This is a genomic window from Citrobacter sp. wls708 (assembly GCF_005281255.1).
GTDB lineage: Bacteria > Pseudomonadota > Gammaproteobacteria > Enterobacterales > Enterobacteriaceae > Citrobacter > Citrobacter werkmanii.
Genome location: NZ_SZXE01000034.1, coordinates 59,663 through 77,398, shown reverse-complemented (window position 1 = coordinate 77,398; position 17,736 = coordinate 59,663). Strand labels below are relative to the sequence as shown.

Annotated in this window: 14 protein-coding genes and 1 pseudogene; 12 read left to right on the top strand and 3 right to left on the bottom strand. The window is 51.0% G+C overall.

Features of this window, described 5'->3' with window-relative positions:
- The first annotated feature begins 45 nt into the window (after positions 1 to 45).
- Positions 46 to 1,083, top strand: coding sequence for an NADP-dependent oxidoreductase (locus FDW97_RS18960; protein WP_137351476.1), 1,038 nt, complete (start codon positions 46 to 48; stop codon positions 1,081 to 1,083).
- Positions 1,084 to 1,114: 31 nt separating this feature from the next.
- Here the strand turns inward: FDW97_RS18960 and pqqU are convergent, their stop codons facing one another.
- Entirely contained in the window at positions 1,115 to 3,235 is a 2,121-nt protein-coding gene (gene pqqU, locus FDW97_RS18955; protein ID WP_137351475.1) for a TonB-dependent receptor PqqU, read from the bottom strand.
- 261 nt (positions 3,236 to 3,496) lie between these two features.
- Here pqqU and FDW97_RS18950 point away from each other — a divergent pair, with 261 nt between their 5' ends.
- Positions 3,497 to 4,558 carry a YncE family protein gene (locus FDW97_RS18950; protein ID WP_038640696.1) on the top strand — a complete coding sequence of 354 codons (1,062 nt, stop codon included), beginning with the start codon at positions 3,497 to 3,499 and terminating at the stop codon, positions 4,556 to 4,558.
- 136 nt (positions 4,559 to 4,694) lie between these two features.
- Positions 4,695 to 4,916 carry a YgdI/YgdR family lipoprotein gene (locus tag FDW97_RS18945; protein ID WP_038640695.1) on the top strand — a complete coding sequence of 74 codons (222 nt, stop codon included), beginning with the start codon at positions 4,695 to 4,697 and terminating at the stop codon, positions 4,914 to 4,916.
- A 42-nt stretch (positions 4,917 to 4,958) separates the two neighbouring features.
- Here FDW97_RS18945 and ansP read toward each other — a convergent pair whose 3' ends face one another.
- Positions 4,959 to 6,401 (bottom strand): L-asparagine permease, encoded by a 1,443-nt coding sequence (gene ansP / locus FDW97_RS18940; protein ID WP_038640693.1) that lies wholly within the window; start codon positions 6,399 to 6,401, stop codon positions 4,959 to 4,961.
- A 281-nt stretch (positions 6,402 to 6,682) separates the two neighbouring features.
- Positions 6,683 to 8,224: a PAS domain-containing methyl-accepting chemotaxis protein gene (locus FDW97_RS18935; protein WP_137351474.1), complete on the bottom strand. Its 1,542-nt coding sequence runs from the start codon at positions 8,222 to 8,224 to the stop codon at positions 6,683 to 6,685.
- Between the two features lie 507 nt (positions 8,225 to 8,731).
- On the opposite strand from FDW97_RS18935, the gene FDW97_RS18930 reads away from it, so the two are divergent.
- The 9 genes and pseudogenes from FDW97_RS18930 (at position 8,732) to FDW97_RS18885 (ending at position 17,699) form a co-directional block, all read left to right on the top strand.
- Entirely contained in the window at positions 8,732 to 9,730 is a 999-nt protein-coding gene (locus FDW97_RS18930; RefSeq protein WP_137351473.1) for an MsnO8 family LLM class oxidoreductase, read from the top strand.
- On the top strand, positions 9,730 to 10,851 hold the full coding sequence (locus FDW97_RS18925) for an amidohydrolase (RefSeq protein WP_038640686.1): 1,122 nt from the start codon (positions 9,730 to 9,732) through the stop codon (positions 10,849 to 10,851). Before FDW97_RS18930 ends, FDW97_RS18925 begins: the two co-directional genes overlap by 1 nt.
- Before the next feature lie 25 nt (positions 10,852 to 10,876).
- A pseudogene (locus tag FDW97_RS23470) lies at positions 10,877 to 13,135 on the top strand (NtaA/DmoA family FMN-dependent monooxygenase).
- 10 nt (positions 13,136 to 13,145) lie between these two features.
- Entirely contained in the window at positions 13,146 to 13,655 is a 510-nt protein-coding gene (locus tag FDW97_RS18910) for a GNAT family N-acetyltransferase (RefSeq protein WP_006684497.1), read from the top strand.
- A gap of 9 nt (positions 13,656 to 13,664) precedes the next feature.
- On the top strand, positions 13,665 to 14,591 hold the full coding sequence (locus FDW97_RS18905) for an amino acid ABC transporter permease (RefSeq protein WP_137347294.1): 927 nt from the start codon (positions 13,665 to 13,667) through the stop codon (positions 14,589 to 14,591).
- Positions 14,575 to 15,348 (top strand): amino acid ABC transporter ATP-binding protein, encoded by a 774-nt coding sequence (locus FDW97_RS18900; protein WP_038640679.1) that lies wholly within the window; start codon positions 14,575 to 14,577, stop codon positions 15,346 to 15,348. The genes FDW97_RS18905 and FDW97_RS18900 overlap by 17 nt, the downstream gene beginning before the upstream one ends.
- Before the next feature lie 251 nt (positions 15,349 to 15,599).
- Positions 15,600 to 16,121 (top strand): PAAR domain-containing protein, encoded by a 522-nt coding sequence (locus tag FDW97_RS18895; protein WP_137351471.1) that lies wholly within the window; start codon positions 15,600 to 15,602, stop codon positions 16,119 to 16,121.
- A 2-nt stretch (positions 16,122 to 16,123) separates the two neighbouring features.
- Positions 16,124 to 17,302 carry a hypothetical protein gene (locus FDW97_RS18890; RefSeq protein ID WP_137351470.1) on the top strand — a complete coding sequence of 393 codons (1,179 nt, stop codon included), beginning with the start codon at positions 16,124 to 16,126 and terminating at the stop codon, positions 17,300 to 17,302.
- Position 17,303: 1 nt separating this feature from the next.
- Positions 17,304 to 17,699, top strand: a complete 396-nt coding sequence (locus FDW97_RS18885) for a hypothetical protein (protein ID WP_137351469.1) — start codon at positions 17,304 to 17,306, stop codon at positions 17,697 to 17,699.
- Positions 17,700 to 17,736: the final 37 nt, after the last annotated feature.

Below are 17,736 nucleotides of genomic sequence, written 5' to 3'. Positions count from 1 at the left end.
GCTGCTACTATTGATGGATTCATGCCAAAAGCAGAGGAGCACATCATGGGTCAACAGACTAATCGTAACCGCCGTTGGGTACTGGCTTCCCGCCCACATGGCGCGCCAATCCCGGATAACTTCCGTCTTGAAGAAGATGAAGTCGCAACGCCGGGAGAAGGTCAGGTTTTGCTGCGCACCGTTTTCCTTTCTCTCGATCCTTACATGCGTGGGCGCATGAGCGATGAACCGTCTTACTCGCCTCCCGTTGAGATTGGCGGTGTGATGGTCGGCGGCACTGTGAGCCGCGTCGTGTCCTCCAACCATCCTGATTACCAGCCTGGCGAATGGGTGCTGAGCTACAGTGGCTGGCAGGACTATGACATTTCGGACGGCAACGGGCTGGTGAAGCTTGGCGATAATCCTGAACATCCCTCCTGGGCGCTGGGTGTTTTGGGGATGCCGGGATTTACCGCCTATATGGGTTTGCTGGACATCGGCCAGCCGAAAGCAGGGGAAACGCTGGTTGTTGCCGCTGCAACTGGCCCGGTGGGCGCAACGGTTGGACAGATTGGTAAGCTCAAAGGGTGTCGGGTGATCGGTGTAGCGGGCGGGGCAGAGAAATGCCGGCATGCTACCGAAGTGCTGGGCTTTGATGTTTGTCTCGATCACCATGCGCACGATTTTGCACAACAACTGGCAAAAGCGTGTCCGCAGGGGATTGATATTTACTACGAGAACGTTGGCGGTAAGGTATTTGACGCTGTGCTGCCGTTACTCAATACCTCGGCGCGCATTCCGCTTTGCGGACTGGTCAGCGGTTATAATGCGACATCGCTTCCGACCGGCCCTGACCGATTACCGTTGCTGATGGCAACCTTACTGAAAAAGCGTATCCGGATGCAGGGTTTTATCATTGGTCAGGATTATGGTCACCGCATTCATGAGTTTCAGCGGGAGATGGGGCGCTGGATTAAAGAGGGTAAAATCCACTACCGTGAGCAGGTCACTGACGGTCTGGAGAATGCGCCGCAGACCTTTATCGGTTTGCTGACCGGTAAAAACTTCGGCAAGGTGGTTATTCGCGTAGCAGACGATGCGTAAAGAGTGCTGGCGGGAGCGATTCCCGCCAGTATCATTCAAAACGCCAGGCCAGATTAATACCCACGCCATAGTTTCGTCCTGGCGCCGGTTCGTAGTATCGGCCATTTGATTCATTCACAATCACCGAACCGACGTAGATCTTATCAAACAGGTTATCCACCCGGCCAAACAGGTCGATCATAAGGTTGCTGTAATAAAATTTATAGCCGGTATTCAGGCCGACTACGCTATATGACGGGGCTTTCGCCGTATTTTCATCATTAGCCATAATGTCACCCATATAACGCACATCTGCTCCCGCATACCAGCCTTCATCAGGCACGTAGCCCAGTGAAGCAAATCCCATGTTTTGCGCTATGCCGGGCAGTCGGTTGCCGTTGCAGTTTTGATCGCCGCAGACATTGCTGCGATAGGTTGCATCCAGCCAGGTCCATGCCGCTTTTACGCGCCAGTTTGTGGCAAAGCGTTGGTCCCAGGATAGCTCGCCTCCCTGACGGCGGGTTTTCCCGGCGTTTTTATAGGTCGTACGACCGCCATTGTTACTATCAACGACGATTTCGTCATCCGTGTTGGTCTGGAACAGGGCCGCGGTAAACAGCCCATCGCCGATGCGCGTTTTGCTGCCGATTTCCATGGTGTCATTTGTGGACGGCTGTAAACCAAAATTCATCCCGCTTTGGCCATCGGAACGGTAGGAGAGTTCGTTAATTGTCGGCGTTTCAAATCCTCTCCCCGCAGCCAAATAGACGTTCCAGGCGTCCGTCATTGCATATTTCAACGATCCGGCAGGGAGCCATTGGTGATAGCTGGCGTCCCCGCTGTCATCGCCGTTACCCGGCGTAATGTAGCGATCGTTGGAATCAAACCACACGGAACTGTAACGAACGCCGGCATCCAGCGAAAGCTTCTCCGTCAATTGCCACTGGGTTTGCAGATAGGGATCGACGTTCCACATCAGGTTACGTTCATTGCGTCGCATGTCGCCTTTCTGACCATACTCAGGCACACCATTATCAAGCCGATAGTTGTTATAGCCTTTACGGTTTTCACTCATGTTTTCATAGTTTATGCCGGTGGTGAAGGTCACCGGGATCCCCAATTCGCCACGGTGAGTCCAACGGTTATCTATCCCCTGATAATGACGTTGTAGAGTGATAACGCCTCCGGCATGGGAGGGTCTTAACTGTGGGGCCATTGGGATCGACTGATACTGGGTGGTTTCGCGCTCCCCCGCATAGGTCATGATGCTGAGATCATCCTGCGCGCTGAGCTGGCGTTCATAGCGCAATCCCGCCTGGGTCTGCTTGATGGTTTTTCGCGTATTGAATTGCTCGGCGCGGGGCGATTGCTGCGGATTGGCATCCCACTCTGACTTCGTCAGGCCTCCGGGATCGTCGGCCTTAATATCCACGCTGTTGAAAATCAGCGTCAGTTTACTCGCGTCATCAATACGTACGCCCAGTTTGGCATTAGCCAGATTTTTTTGCGCGCTGCTGTAATCGCGATACCCATGGGTAGTAAATCGGGTCGTTGAAACGGTGTAATCCACATCGCCTGGCTGAGTACCGTCGCCCAGCGCTCCGGTGGCTTTTAAACCGTAGCGCCAGGTGCCAAAACTACCGTAATAGCCGCTGGCTTCAATGGTGGGCGGCTCACGCCCTGTTTCAGTACTGACATTAATCACACCGCCGGAAGCATTGCCATACAGCGCAGAGAAGGGACCCCGCAGGACTTCAATATTTTGTACGCTGCTGATATCGATATTGGATGTTTGGCCTTGCCCATCCGGCATGGTGGCTGGGATTCCGTCTACATACATACGAATGCCACGGATACCATACGTGGTGCGTGAACCAAAACCACGAATCGACAACTGGAGGTCCTGCGCGTAGTTCTGCCGATTTTGCACCTGTAGCCCAGGGACGCTGGTCAGCGATTCGGACAGGTTAATGCGCGGTGTTGCCAGACGCATATCTTCACCGGCAACAACGCTGACGGCGGCAGGCGTATCCAGCTCTGAAACGGATTGTGGCGTCGCGCTAACGATCAGCGTTTGCTCGTTTATCTCACTGTCTGCCGCGGCAAAAGTCGAGAGAAAGACAGGCAGTAATGAAACAGGAAAGACAATATAGCGGGCTGAAAAAATCGTCATGAATAAGGCCAGTTTATGATGCTGACGCCGGAAAACGGACGGTAAGCATGTGAATTTTTTTATAAAAAAGATGAATTTTAGCGCTACTGAATTGCGGTAATTTTTCGGGCAATGAAAACGAGTGTAGTCAATATGTGAAGAAGTGCTCCACTTTGCGATGAATAATGATTACTATTCTCATTCTTAAAAAGGCAAAACCATGATTTTGCTCATTGAAGCTATGTGAAGCAGTAACAAACGAATTTATCAAAGGGAGTCGTCATGTCTTTACGTCATCTGTTTTCGCCGCGCCTGCGTGGTTCTTTACTGTTAGGTTCACTGCTCGTGGCATCATCTTTTACGACACAGGCTGCGGAAGAATTGCTGCGCAAAGCTGTGGGCAAAGGTGCCTATGAAATGGCGTACAGCCAGCAAGAGAACGCGCTGTGGCTGGCGACCTCACAGAGCCGCAAACTGGATACAGGGGGCGTGGTTTACCGTCTTGACCCGGTGACGCTCGAAGTGACTCAGGTTATCCATAACGATCTCAAACCGTTTGGCGCCACCATCAATAACACCACGCAAACGCTGTGGTTTGGTAATACGGTAAACAGCGCGGTGACGGCGATGGATGCCAAAACAGGCGCGGTGAAAGGGCGCCTGGTGCTGGATGCGCGTAAGCGTTCTGAAGATGTGCGCCCGCTGCAGCCGCGTGAGCTGGTCGCCGATGATGCGACCAACACGGTCTACATTAGCGGTATTGGTAAAGAGAGCGTAATTTGGGTCGTGGACGGTGAGACGATCAAACTTCAGGACACAATCCAAAATACTGGCAAAATGAGCACCGCTCTGGCTGTCGACAGCAAGGCTAAACGCCTGTACACCGCCAATGCGGACGGCGAATTTATCACTATCGATACCACCAATAACAAAATTCTCAGCCGTAAAAAGCTGTTGGATGATGGAAAAGAGCACTTCTTTATCAACCTGAGTCTGGACACGGCGGGTAACCGCGCATTTGTTACCGACTCTAAGGCTGCGGAAGTGCTGGTTATTGACACCCGCAACGGCAATGTACTGGCGAAAGTCGCCGCGCCGGAATCCCTGGCCGTGCTGTTCAACCCGGCGCGCAACGAGGCCTATGTGACCCATCGTCAGGCCGGTAAAGTAAGCGTGATCGACGCGAAAAGCTACAAAGTTGTCAAAACGTTCGAGACCCCAACATTCCCGAACAGCCTGGCGCTCTCCGCCGACGGTAAAACGCTGTACGTTAGCGTGAAACAGAAATCTACACGCGAGCAGGAAGCTACTCAGCCGGACGATGTGATTCGTATTGCGCTGTAATTAACCGGAGGGGGAAACCCCTCCTGTCATTTCTCTAAACCTCACGATACGCCTCGTTACACCCCGCCAGTAGCCTGACTAACTTCAGGGACTTACACTACGCCCTCAACGGCTAACTGAATAACACGGGAATACCATGAAAAAGCCATTTATGTGTCTTTGTGCAGGCGTCATGCTGTTTACGCTGGCAGGTTGCACAACCAATTACGTTATGACGACCAAAAGCGGACAAACGATTACCACCCAGGGCAAGCCAAAGCTGGATAAAGACACGGGAATGACCAGCTATACCGATCAGGATGGGAATGCGCGGGAAATTAATAGCAACGATGTTGCGCAGCTCATTGAAGCAGACTAAAAAAGAAGGCCTGAAGGGGTAAGCTATCAGGCCTTTTTATCCTTACGGCGCGGTGCGGTGGATTTCCGCTACGCGTTTACGCACGCCGAACCAGCCTGCAACCAGCAGGATGGCGATTAACGGTAATGATGCGATGGTATAAGTGCCGTTTGGATAATCAAACGCCATCAGCACCAGCACGCTCAGCAGGAACAGCAACGTGAGCCAGGAGGTAAACGGCGCACCCGGCAGTTTAAAACTGACGTCTGCGGTTTTACCTTCTTTAATCGCCCGGCGCAGACGCATTTGACAAACCATGATAAATCCCCACGACGCAATGATGCCCAGCGAGGCGAAATTAAGCACGATCTCAAACACCTGCGACGGCACAAGATAGTTCAGAAATACCCCTACGACATACACGACCAGCGTGGCGAGGATCCCGGCCCATGGCACCTGTTGGCGGCTCATTTTAGCCATAAATTTTGGCGCGGAACCGCCCATCGACATGGAACGTAAAATACGCCCGGTGCAGTACAGGCCGGAGTTCAGACTGGAAAGCGCCGCGGTGAGCACCACAATATTCATGATGCTGCCGATATATGGCACGCCAAGTTTGGAGAAGAAGGTGACAAACGGGCTTTGCCCCGCCTGGTAGGCGTTCCAGGGCAGAAGCAGAACCAGCAGGACCACCGAACCCACGTAAAACAGACCGATACGCCAGATAACGCTATTGATCGCTTTCGGCACCATCGTTTGCGGATCTTTGCACTCACCAGCGGCAGTGCCGACCAGTTCGATGGAGGCAAACGCGAAGACGACCCCCTGAACCAGTACCAGCGCTGGCAGCAGGCCATGCGGGAAAAATCCGCCGTTGTCGGTTATCAGGTGAAAACCCGTGGCGTTGCCATCCAGCGGTTTTCCGCTACCTAAGAAAACGGTACCCACAACCAGGAAAATCACAATCGCCAGCACTTTGACCAGCGCAAACCAAAACTCCATCTCTGCGAACCACTTCACGCCGATCATGTTCATGGTGCCGACAATGGCCAGCGCCCCGAGGGCGAACACCCACTGCGGCACGTCGCCAAATGCGCCCCAGTAATGCATATACAGCGCAACTGCGGTGATATCGACAATACCGGTCATCGCCCAGTTGATGAAATACATCCAGCCCGCCACATAGGCGGCTTTCTCACCTAAAAATTCGCGGGCGTAGGAGACAAAGCTACCGCTGGAAGGGCGGTGCAAAACCAGTTCGCCGAGCGCGCGAAGAATAAAGAACGAAAAAATACCGCACACCAGATAGACCAGCGCCAAAGCGGGGCCAGCCATCTGCAACCGTGCGCCTGCCCCTAAAAACAATCCGGTACCAATCGCGCCGCCAATGGCGATCATTTGTACCTGTCGATTGCCCATCGCCTTGTGATACCCCTCTTCGTGAGCATTCAACCAGCGTCGTTTCGCCGCATGTTGTTCCGCGGCTTGCGTGTTGTGTGTGTTCATTACGTTTCCTGTTGACCTGACTGATTTACAAAATCCTTTTTGCCGCACCTGCTGCGGCGAAAACAGCGTTACCCTTCATTGTGTTACGGGGGAAAACTGCCGGCCGAGCATCCTACATTCAATTGTTCACTTGCGCAAAGCCCCGATAACAAGAATTCAGCATTTTTGTGCAGCCGGAACTGGCGCGGTGTGGCCTCGATTCAGCCAATAAAAGAAAGGGGCGTTTTAACCAGGGAGAGGAGTGCGCTTATTAAGACATTCGCCCGATAAGCGCCGTAACGTTATGCTGATACGCCAAATACCTGAACGGCCTGCTGTAAGCGTGATGATCGCTGGGTCAGATCGGCGGTAGCATCAGTAACACGTTCCACCATTTCGGCGTTATTGTGTGTCATGGCGCCCACGCGTGAAATTGAATCGTTAATCAGCTCCAGCGCCTGGGTTTGCTCTCGCGTGGCCAGACTAATCTCTTTGATCATCATCGACATCTGCAGGACATCACCAATCATCCCGGTGAGATGTGTTTCCGTTCGCTCCACCATTTTGACGCCGCTGTTAACGTTGGCGACGTTCTTCTCGATCAACTGTTTGATCTCTTTTGCCGCCGACGCTGAGTGCTGCGCCAGATTGCGAACTTCTGCTGCGACAACGGCGAAGCCGCGCCCGGATTCTCCGGCTCGCGCGGCCTCAACCGCGGCATTGAGCGCCAGGATATTGGTCTGAAAGGCAATACTATCGATAACGCCAATGATGTCGACTATCTGTCCGTTATCACGCGAGATTGCCTGCATCATGGCAATGGTTTGTTTCATGATATCGCCGCCTGCTGCCGCGTTGGCGCTGGTTTTATCTGCCATGGTCATGGTCTGCGCCGCCGTTTCAGCGGTTTGCTGTACCGCACTGCCAATTTCTTCGATGGCGGCAGCCGTTTGTTGCAGGTCAGCGGAGGTTTCTTCTGAACGCTTGTGCAACGCAGTACCTTCTTTTGATACCCGCTGACTGATGGCGCGAATACCGGATATTTGCGTACTGACGTCATCGACCAGTGAATTCAGATTAAGCCCGGATTGATTAACCAGACGCATCAACATTCCTATTTCATCGACCCTGTTTAAATGACAGTTATCGGCTTTACGACCAGACACCACTTTCTTCATTTGCGTCAGTAGCGTATTAACTGGCTGACAAATTTGATACTTAAGGTAAATAGCCAGTGCCAGAAACAGCATCAACAGCCCACCCGCCTGAATAATAGAATTCACAGGGGATAAGATAAATAACAACGCCAGCAGGGCAGTTACCCCTAAACTATAATTAATGCGTTGGCTAATACTCAGCCATTTAAACATTGAAACCCATGCCATTATGCCGCGACGAATGATAATACCTTTAAACAGACGAAAGCCTTTAAGCTGCTGACTATTTATTTTTTGATATAAGTTTTCACTTTGGGTTATTTCATCGCGCGAAGGAACAGTGCGTACCGAGATGTAACCAGTGAGTTTTTCATTGTGCCAGACCGGCGTCACGTTGGCCCGCACCCAGTAATGATCGCCATTCTGCCGCCGGTTTTTCACCATTCCCGTCCAACTGTCCCCCTGCTGTAGCGTGTACCACATATCGGCGAAAGCGGCAGAGGGCATATCAGGGTGGCGAATAATATTATGCGGCTCGCCCATTAACTGGTGTTCGCTGAATCCGCTGGCGTCAATAAAAGCAGAGTTGGCGTAGGTAATATGACTTTCTTTATCTGTTGTCGAAAGCAGCGTCGCTTTATCGTTAAGTGCGTACTCAATTTGTGTAACAGGCATGTTACTTTTCATAGAGGCCCCAGGTGGTATGTATAAGCCATAAAAAATCCCCGCAATAAAGCCAGGGGATATTAAAAACTGTTTAAACCATTTTAATAAGAAACGCTGTATTCTCTACTAATCATGATTTCGGTGGAAGTAGTTATAATAAAAATCCCGACGTATAAAAGTTGTTAATTGTCATGAAAGTGAAACATCTAATACAAATATATAACGTGGCAAGCTATTTAATCTGACTTAATGTAAATCACGCTAAAAAAATCACCATAAAAAGCACACTGGCAGAAAGGATAAAGAAGGTATTACTGTAGTAACAACAACCCTATTATATTTTGTAGGTAATACGTGCAGGCTGTTTTTGCGGCGTGTTTCGCCCGTGAGAGATAAGCCGAATCTTATCCCTGGCAGCAACAGGGCTGGTTATCTACTTTTTTGCTGAGCAAATGTGAATTAAGTGTTTCATTATGGTTATTTGATAATTTAATAATAAAGACATGTTAACAAATATGGGCCTGTAACATGTCATATCGCCTGAGTATTCTGGATAAAAGCCCCGTTGGGGAAGGAGAAACTGCCGTGATGGCGCTTGCCCGGACCTTGCGTCTGGCGCAACTGGCAGAAGAGTGGGGATACCATCGTTTCTGGATCGCGGAACACCATAATACACCACAGCTGGCCAGCCCGTCGCCGGAGCTGGTGATCGCCTGGATCCTTGGGCAAACCCAGCGTATCCGCGTCGGTTCCGGCGGCGTGATGCTGCAGCATTACAGCCCGTACAAAGTGGCGGAAAACTTTAATCTTTTGGCATCGTTGGCCCCCGGACGTGTCGATCTTGGCGTCGGAAAAGCGCCTGGCGGCTTACCCCTGTCGACTCAGGCGTTACAGCTGGGACTTCATCAGGATGAAAAAGGCAGTTTTGCTGACCAGCTTTCTCAGCTTAACGGTTGGCTGGCGCTGAACGGCACGGAAAGCGGGGAAACGGTTTTCCCGACGCCAATCCCACCGTGGCCGCCAGAAGGGTTTGTGCTGGGAGCCAGTGTACAAAGCGCTCAGCTGGCAGCGCAATCCGACTGGAATTTCATCTTCGCGGCACACCTCAACGGTGACAGAGCGTTATTGCGTGACGTTTTGTCCTTCTGGCAGACCCACAGCACACGCCCGACGATAGTCGCCGTCCAGGTGATTGTGGCTGACAGTAACGACACCGCCGCGCAGCTTGCGGAAAACGTGCAGATCTGGGGCGTGGAACTCGAAAATGGGCAACGCGTCACGGTTGCCAGCGAAGAGCAAGCGCTGGCCTTCGCTGCGCAGGCTGGCAGTCCACCCCGCAAAATCGCGCGTCGTGAACAGGCCTTGTTACACGGTACTGCCCACGACGTGTTGGCAAAACTGAACGCCCTGCATACGCAATTTGGCATTAATGAGTTCATTATCGACACGCCAGTGGCGGAAGGGCACGCGCGTCTGACGTCGCTACGTTTGTTGGCACAAGCCCATAACGCCGTGGAGGTGATCTGATGACACTGGCGACAACGCTTATCAACTGGCGTCGTGAATTGCATCAACACCCGGAACTTTCCCTGCAGGAAGTGGCGACGACAGCGCGTATTCGCGACTGGTTGCGCAGTGCTGATGTCCAGATTCTGCCATTCAACCTGAAAACCGGTCTGGTCGCGGAAATTGGTCAGGGAGAAGAGATCATCGCCTTGCGGGCGGACATTGATGCCTTGCCGATAGAAGAAAGCGCCGATGTTCCGTTTCGCTCACTCACGCCGGGGGTGATGCACGCCTGCGGGCACGATATTCACACCAGCGTCATGCTTGGCGCCGCGCTGCTGCTTAAGCAGCAGGAAGCAGACTTACCGGGGCGAGTACGTATTTTGTTTCAGCCCGCGGAAGAGAGTTTTGGCGGCGCAAAAACACTGATTCGCGCCGGTGCACTGCAAAACGTCGCGGCTATTTTTGGCATGCACAATGAACCGGGTTTGCCGGTAGGGGAGTTCGCCACGCGCGGCGGTGCATTCTATGCCAATGTTGATCGCTTTGTGTTACGTATCAATGGCAAAGGCGCACATGCGGCGCGTCCGCATGAAGGCAAAGACGCCATCCTGCTCGCCAGCCAACTGGTAACAGTATTGCAAAGCGTTGCCAGTCGCGACGTTAACACCCTGGATTCAGTGGTGCTCAGCGTGACCCGTATTCAGGGAGGAAACACATGGAACGTACTGCCGGAGTCCGTAGAGCTGGAAGGGACGCTCAGAACGCATCGCATTGAGGTGCAGCAGCAGGTCAAAGCCCGGGTAAATGACATCGCCGCCGGATTTGCCCACGCTTTTGGCGCACAAATTGATGTTATCTGGCATGCGGGACCGACCGCGCTGGTGAACGATGATCGTTGGGCGGATATCGCCACCGCCGTGGCGAAACAATCAGGCTACGCCACCCACTATGCCGACCTGCATATGGGCGGTGAGGATTTTGCCGTCTACCTGCAAAATACGCCTGGAGCGTTCGTCAGTATTGGTAGCGCCAGCGAATACGGATTACATCATCCGGGATTTAATCCGGATGAACGCTTAATAGAACCCGCCGCGCATTACTTTGCTCATTTAGCAAAGACGGCATTCGCACACATTTAATTTTACCTGTTGGGTAGGGGTTATTATGGCTGAAAATCGGCAACTACGGCTCGGCACTATTCTGCATGGCGCATCGGGAAATATGTCTGCATGGCGTCATCCGGCGGCGCAGGCCGATGCCAGTATTAATTTTGACTTTGTTAAAGAAACAGCGCTTATTGCGGAAAAAGGGAAGTTGGATTTTATTTTTGTCGCCGATGGTCTGTATATTAATGAAAAATCAATTCCACATTTTTTAAATCGCTTTGAGCCGCTGACGGTATTATCTGCGCTGGCCAGCATCACCCGCAATCTGGGACTGGTTGGCACTGTCTCCACGTCATACAGCGAGCCCTTTACCACCGCCCGGCAGTTTGCCAGCCTCGACCATCTCAGCCAGGGCCGTGCCGGATGGAACGTGGTGACGTCGCCTCTGGAAGGGTCGGCAAAAAACTATTCCCGCGCCCAGCATCCAGAGCATGCCCAACGTTATCGTATTGCCGATGAATATTTACAGGTAGTGAAAGGACTGTGGGATTCCTGGGAAGATGATGCTTTTACCCGTAACAAGGCAAGCGGAGAATTTTTTAATCCGCAAAAATTGCACACGCTTAACCATCATGGGGATTATTTTCAGGTTGCCGGGCCGTTAAATATCGGGCGAACACCACAAGGCCGTCCAATTATATTTCAGGCTGGGGCTTCATCCGATGGCAAGAAATTAGCAGCGCAGCATGCTGATGCCATTTTTACTCATCAGGAGTCGCTGGCGGAAGCTAAAGCGTTCTATCAGGATGTAAAAAGCCAATTAGCAACCACCGGGCGCGGTCCCGAACAATTGCATATATTCCAGGGTGTCAGCGTCATTGTTGGCGACAGTGCAGAGGACGTAGAGCAGCAGTATCAGACTACCGCTGCGCTGGTTTCCATTACTGACGCACTGAACTACCTTGGCCGCTACTTCGAACATCATGATTTTGCCCAATATCCGCTGGACGCACCGTTCCCGGATCTGGGTTCCCTCGGACAAAATAGCTTTCGCAGCACGACCGATGAGATCAAGCGTAATGCGCGCGAACGGGGGTTAACGCTACGTCAGGTTGCCCAGGAAGCCGCCAGCCCGCGTCCGCGTTTTAGCGGCACGCCGCAGCAGGTAGCCGACGGCCTTCAGCAGTGGTTCGACGAGAAAGCGGCTGACGGTTTTATCATTCAGGGAGGAACGCCGGATACCTTCCCACGTTTTGTCGAACAGGTTATCCCCGTGCTTCAGGCTCGTGGCCTGTTCCGCCATGAATATCCCGGTACGACCCTGCGTGCAAGCCTGGGATTAGCGACACCTGCAAATCAATTCACACAATAAGAGAAAAACGCTATGCAGAAAAAATCAGTCTTCCTCGCGCTGTCGCTGGCTTTCAGCGCGACCGTCTGGGCAAATGACGTGACTATTAACGGCACGGGCGTAAGCCTGGAAGCCAATAAAACGCCGATTAATACGGCAAAAAATCCGCAGGCGATTGCGCAATTACCTGCGAACCTGCATCTGGCCGTACCGGGCAAATTCACCGTGGCGATTGCCGGGCTCAGTCAGCCGCCGCTGACCGTGTTTGCCGATGACAATAAAACACTGATCGGCAGCGAGGCGGACATTGCCCGTCTGGTGGCAGACAGTCTGGGGCTGGAACTCAACGTTGTGCCCACATCATGGGAAGACTGGCCGCTGGGCGTCACCTCCGGCAAATATGATGCCGCGATCAGCAATATTACCGTCACGAAAGCGCGCAAAGAGAAATTCGATTTCGCGACCTATCGTAAGGACTCCCTGGGCTTTTATGTCAAAACCGGCAGCAAGCTGAAGAAAATCGAGCAGGCGGAAGATATCGCCGGTCTGCGCATTATCGTCGGTTCGGGGACGAACCAGGAAGCCATCCTGCTGGCCTGGAACGATGAAAACGTGAAGAAAGGGTTACAGCCGTTTACGCCAGTGTATACCAAAGACGATGCCGCCCAGACTCTGGCCCTGCAGTCAGGTCGCGCTGATGCCTACTTCGGTCCTAACGTTATTGGCGCGTGGAAAGCCGCGCTCAACGGTAAAACACAATTGGTGGGTAGCGTTGATGGCGGTTGGCCAAAAGCGGCACATATCGCCGTGACGCTGAAAAAGGACAGCGGTTTGGTTCTGCCTGTGCAAACCGCCCTCAACGGCGTGATTGGCAACGGCGACTACGACAAGGTACTGAACCGTTGGGGGGAAGGGGTTGAACGCATTCCGCAATCTGAGATCAACCCAGCCGGGTTAGGCGACTAAGGAGGTTATCGTGAGCGATCAATTTCGCGTGGTCTCACCTGAAGCCAGCGAGCTGCAACCCATTTTGAACGGTCTGTTTGGTGAATATGCCGCCCGCTATGGCGATTATTTTTCTCGCGACGCAGAGGTGGAACTGACCGAATGGTATCTGGCGCCGCAGGGGCTGTTCGTAGTACTGGAACGTAACGGTGAGATCATCGCCACAGGGGCCTACAAACCTTACGACAAAGATACCGCCGAGATTAAGCGTATCTGGACGAAAAGTAGCCTGCGACAGCAGGGGCTGGCGGCGCGCGTGGTGCAGGAGCTGGAGCGTAGGGCGCTACTCGCGGGCTACAGCCGGATTTATCTGACCACCGGATTTCGCCAGCCGGAGGCCGTCCGGCTGTATTTAAGTCAGGGCTACGATCCGCAGTTTGATACGGCGCGCGATCCTGAAGAGTACAGCCAGCCGCCGTTTGATGGCCGACTGCGCTTTACCAAACTGTTAACCATCGCCGGTCAGGCCAGAATAGCCTGAGGAGATAAAATGAAAACGACTGATAGCATTAAAGTCGTACCGGCGCGCTATCCCATGCGTACCGTCGGAGCGGTCATTGCTTTGTTTGTTCTGGCGGTGATTATCCAGTCCGTGGCGTTTAACCCGCGCTGGGAATGGGCCGTGTTTGCCCGCTGGTTCTTCGATCCGGTTATCTTGTCCGGTCTCGGGCAAACATTGTTGCTGACGCTTATCGGTACGCTGTTGAGCATTCTCATCGGCGGTCTGCTGGCGCTGGCGCGACTTTCATCTTCCTGGCTGCTGAACGGTCTGGCATGGGGATACATCTGGCTGTTTCGCTCGTTACCGCTGATTGTAGTGCTAATCGTTCTGTACAACTTCTCCTATCTGTACGACACGTTGACGATTGGTATTCCGTTTACTCCCATTCAGTGGGGCAGTTTTGAGACCATCAATGTACTCGGCCAGTTTTCCACTGCGGTAGTCGGCCTGACGCTGGTGCAAAGCGCCTATACCGCTGAAATTATTCGTGGTGGATTTTTGGGGGTTGATCACGGTCAGTACGAGGCTGCGGCGGCGCTGGGCTTACCGGCATGGCGACGTACGCTGCGAATTATCCTGCCGCAGGCGCTGCGCACTATTTTGCCTGCCGGGTTCAATGAAATCATCAGTCTGGCGAAAGGGACGGCGATGGTATACGTGCTGGCCATGCCTGAGTTGTTCTACACCATCCAGATGATCTACAACCGCACGCAGGAGGTGATCCCGCTGCTGATGGTCGGCGCGGTGTGGTATCTGGTGATCACCAGCGTCCTGTCGTTAATTCAGCACCTGGTCGAACGCGCGCTGGCACGTAGCGAACGACGTTCAGCGATCAATACCGCCCGGGTGAGTCGTGCAGAAAAACGCAGTCGTCAACGTCCACAGCAGGAGACCGCCCATGTCCCACTCGCCTGAAGGCCATATTTCTATTACCGGCGTCAGCAAATACTTCGGTCGCCACAAAGCGCTGGATAATGTGTCGCTGGAGATCCCGCCCGGTACGGTAACCGTTATTCTTGGCCCATCCGGCTCCGGGAAATCCACTCTGTTGCGGACTATCAACCATCTGGAGCGCGTCGATGAAGGGTTTATTCAAATTGATGGCGATTACATTGGCTATCGTCGGCAGGGAGACAAGCTGTATGAGCTGAAAGAGGCGGAAATTTTGCGCCAGCGCGTTAACGTCGGCTATGTGTTCCAGAACTTTAACCTGTTCCCGCACTTAACGGTGCTGGAGAATTTGATTGAAGCGCCCATTGCGCACGGTCTGGCAACACGTAAAGCCGCTACCGAGCGGGCATTAACCCTGCTTGATGCGGTAGGACTGCGTAATAAAGCCGATGCCTGGTCGCGTCACTTATCCGGCGGACAGCAACAACGTATCGCCATTGCCCGTGCACTGGCATTAAATCCGCGCGTCATGCTGTTTGATGAACCCACATCAGCGCTTGATCCCGAACTGGTGGGCGAAGTGCTGGATGTTATCAAAGCGCTGGCGCAGTCGGGAACCACGCTGGTTGTAGTAACGCACGAGATTGGCTTCGCCCGGGAAGTGGCGGATCAGGTGGTGTTTATGGTCGATGGCAAAATTGTCGAGCAGGGCAGCAGCGAGCAGGTGCTGAATCATCCACGCCACACGCGCACCCAGCAGTTTTTGTCGAAAGTGCTTTGAGTACTGCGTCCAAAGAGTGAAATTATCAAGAAAATATGAACGTCCGTTAATCCTAAATTAGTTTTCCTTTCGAGTAACAAACTTAGTGACTAATTATCAAAAAATCACTTTATTATCATGTGAATAATGACTTGGATCTGGAATATATCACCCTTAGTAAAGTTGTGAGCAAGCATAGTAAAACTTTGCTTAAATCATGTGTTATGTATCATGCCATTGAGTATTACCACTTTTTAACTAAGGAATTGAAAATGGTAAGAGCACTGGCCTGTCTCGGCGATAAAACAAGTTATGGAAAAATTATTACTGCTTCTGCATCCTGGTATGATGGTGATAGAGCTATTGCCCAAACCGGTGACAGGGCAATTTGTCGGAAATGCAATGGACATTTTCCAATTTTCGCTTCTGCAGTGGACTGGATGGAAAATGGTAAAGCATATGTAGCTACTGGCGACAGGGTGTTGTGTGGCTGCTCCAATCACTATGTTTTTGGTACAGCCACACAATATACCAGCAGTGGCGCGGGTACTTTAACCACCCGCGACACCAGTCAATTATCGATAATGATGCAGAACTCACAGGATGTCAGCAGCAGAAACTGTATTCGTTTTAAGTGTGCAGATGATAACGGCAGACTGATGGTGGATTGCCGGTATCTTCTCATACTCCCGGACGGCCATACAGAAACGGGGAATACAGATAGCCAAGGGATGACAGAGTGGCATTATGCTGAATCCGCTGAAAATATTAACCTGCACATATTAATGGATTAATTATGGCTGTTTATCCGCTCAGCACCCGTATTCGCTCTAATGTTCCTGCAAACTCTTTATTATATGATCTATCTATTTATCGTATGAATGCTGACAGAAATAAATATTATCTGATAGATGTGAGACAGCAGAAATTTAAGGATAACTACCAAACTCAGATACATATGTCTGAAGATATAAATGAGCCTCTATCAACTATCTACATTATGGAAATGACGCTTTATCGTAAGACGATGCTGCATACTCACAGTGTTACTCCAAAGCCTTTCACAAAGATGTATACGCTTGCAGAATTTAGTACAGGTAAAGCATGGTCTGAGGCTAAACGTGAAAATCTCTGTTATTTTGAATCGGCAGGTACACCTAAACCTGAAAGTCAGGGCGGTGAAACGAAAATAATTACCATAACCCGCGAGGAGAGACCATTTATAGCAAAAGAATATCCCATTGGTAATTCCAGGGATCCTTTTGATAAAAAATTAGTAGAACGTCAAATAGAAGAAAGATTTAACGGATTTGATTTCCCTAATCAAATAGCTGCAAGTGTATGTGGACCTGCAGCATTTTTTTACTGCCTGCAAAAGGATCGCCCTGATGTGTATGCGCAAGCTGCCCGTGAACTTTGGCGATACGGAAAAACTAAAATAGGTAATTTAATCATTTCGCCAGGTAAAGGCTGTCGGCATCCTACAGGTGCATTTTACTATGATGACGGCAGACCGAAGATAGCCGGTACAGACTGGATGACACTTGCTGGACTCAGAGATTCAGAGAATACAATGCTGAGCTTTGATGCTCTTGATTCTCCAGTTGCTGGTATCACAATTTGGCAAATTTTGGCAGAATGGTTTGAAAAAGTCGGCTATAAAATGGTTTTCAGTAATGTCGGTATTACTCAGGCGGGTGTTCAGGGAATCAGAGATTTAAATAAATATATTGAGCAAGATTATAAAGTCGTAACATTGATAAATGATGGACTTCTTGTAAATAGTACAAATAAAACAACATTACCTACACATTGGGTTGTTTGGAATGGTTCAGTCATGCAAGATGCTAATGGATATATTAGTTTAGAATTGTTTTCTTGGGGAAAGGAAAAAAACTGGATAAAACCAAACAAAGATTTGCAATTTTTTATCAACAGGTTTTTTGGAGGGATGGTTTTCAAATCATTGAAATAAAATGGGAAAATTTTTTTTGGTTCTGCCTTTATTTTTATTGTCTGCCTGTTCGTTGCAGGCAGAATTCACTCCAGAAGGGGAGGTGCTTAATGATGCAACTGTTGGCATTCCCTATTATAACCAAATAAATATATTTGGTGGAGTAGTTCTTTCTTATGATCTTTATGGTAAACAAGTCATTGCTGGAGATATTCATCCAGATAATTTAGGGCTTCACTTACAGTATTGTGATGATAATGAATTCAATAATTGTATCCAGATTAGAGGGATACCAACAAAAGCAGGCATAGCTAAAGTGCGAGTACATGGGGGCTTAGGTGGCGGAATGCTTTCAAAATCAGGAGAGTTCGATAAAACCTATACTATTACGGTCAAAGATTCAGAAGGATCTTCTTAAGATCGTTTGAGAGGCGCTCTCAGCATAGCCCATCAAG

What these genes read in the sequence shown, in the direction of transcription:
- FDW97_RS18960 (WP_137351476.1), top strand. Translation starts at nt 46, where the DNA reads ATGGGTCAACAGACTAATCGTAACCGCCGTTGGGTACTGGCTTCCCGC.
- pqqU (WP_137351475.1), bottom strand. Translation starts at nt 3,235, where the DNA reads ATGACGATTTTTTCAGCCCGCTATATTGTCTTTCCTGTTTCATTACTG.
- FDW97_RS18950 (WP_038640696.1), top strand. Translation starts at nt 3,497, where the DNA reads ATGTCTTTACGTCATCTGTTTTCGCCGCGCCTGCGTGGTTCTTTACTG.
- FDW97_RS18945 (WP_038640695.1), top strand. Translation starts at nt 4,695, where the DNA reads ATGAAAAAGCCATTTATGTGTCTTTGTGCAGGCGTCATGCTGTTTACG.
- ansP (WP_038640693.1), bottom strand. Translation starts at nt 6,401, where the DNA reads ATGAACACACACAACACGCAAGCCGCGGAACAACATGCGGCGAAACGA.
- FDW97_RS18935 (WP_137351474.1), bottom strand. Translation starts at nt 8,224, where the DNA reads ATGAAAAGTAACATGCCTGTTACACAAATTGAGTACGCACTTAACGAT.
- FDW97_RS18930 (WP_137351473.1), top strand. Translation starts at nt 8,732, where the DNA reads ATGTCATATCGCCTGAGTATTCTGGATAAAAGCCCCGTTGGGGAAGGA.
- FDW97_RS18925 (WP_038640686.1), top strand. Translation starts at nt 9,730, where the DNA reads ATGACACTGGCGACAACGCTTATCAACTGGCGTCGTGAATTGCATCAA.
- FDW97_RS18905 (WP_137347294.1), top strand. Translation starts at nt 13,665, where the DNA reads ATGAAAACGACTGATAGCATTAAAGTCGTACCGGCGCGCTATCCCATG.
- FDW97_RS18900 (WP_038640679.1), top strand. Translation starts at nt 14,575, where the DNA reads ATGTCCCACTCGCCTGAAGGCCATATTTCTATTACCGGCGTCAGCAAA.
- FDW97_RS18895 (WP_137351471.1), top strand. Translation starts at nt 15,600, where the DNA reads ATGGTAAGAGCACTGGCCTGTCTCGGCGATAAAACAAGTTATGGAAAA.
- FDW97_RS18890 (WP_137351470.1), top strand. Translation starts at nt 16,124, where the DNA reads ATGGCTGTTTATCCGCTCAGCACCCGTATTCGCTCTAATGTTCCTGCA.
- FDW97_RS18885 (WP_137351469.1), top strand. Translation starts at nt 17,304, where the DNA reads ATGGGAAAATTTTTTTTGGTTCTGCCTTTATTTTTATTGTCTGCCTGT.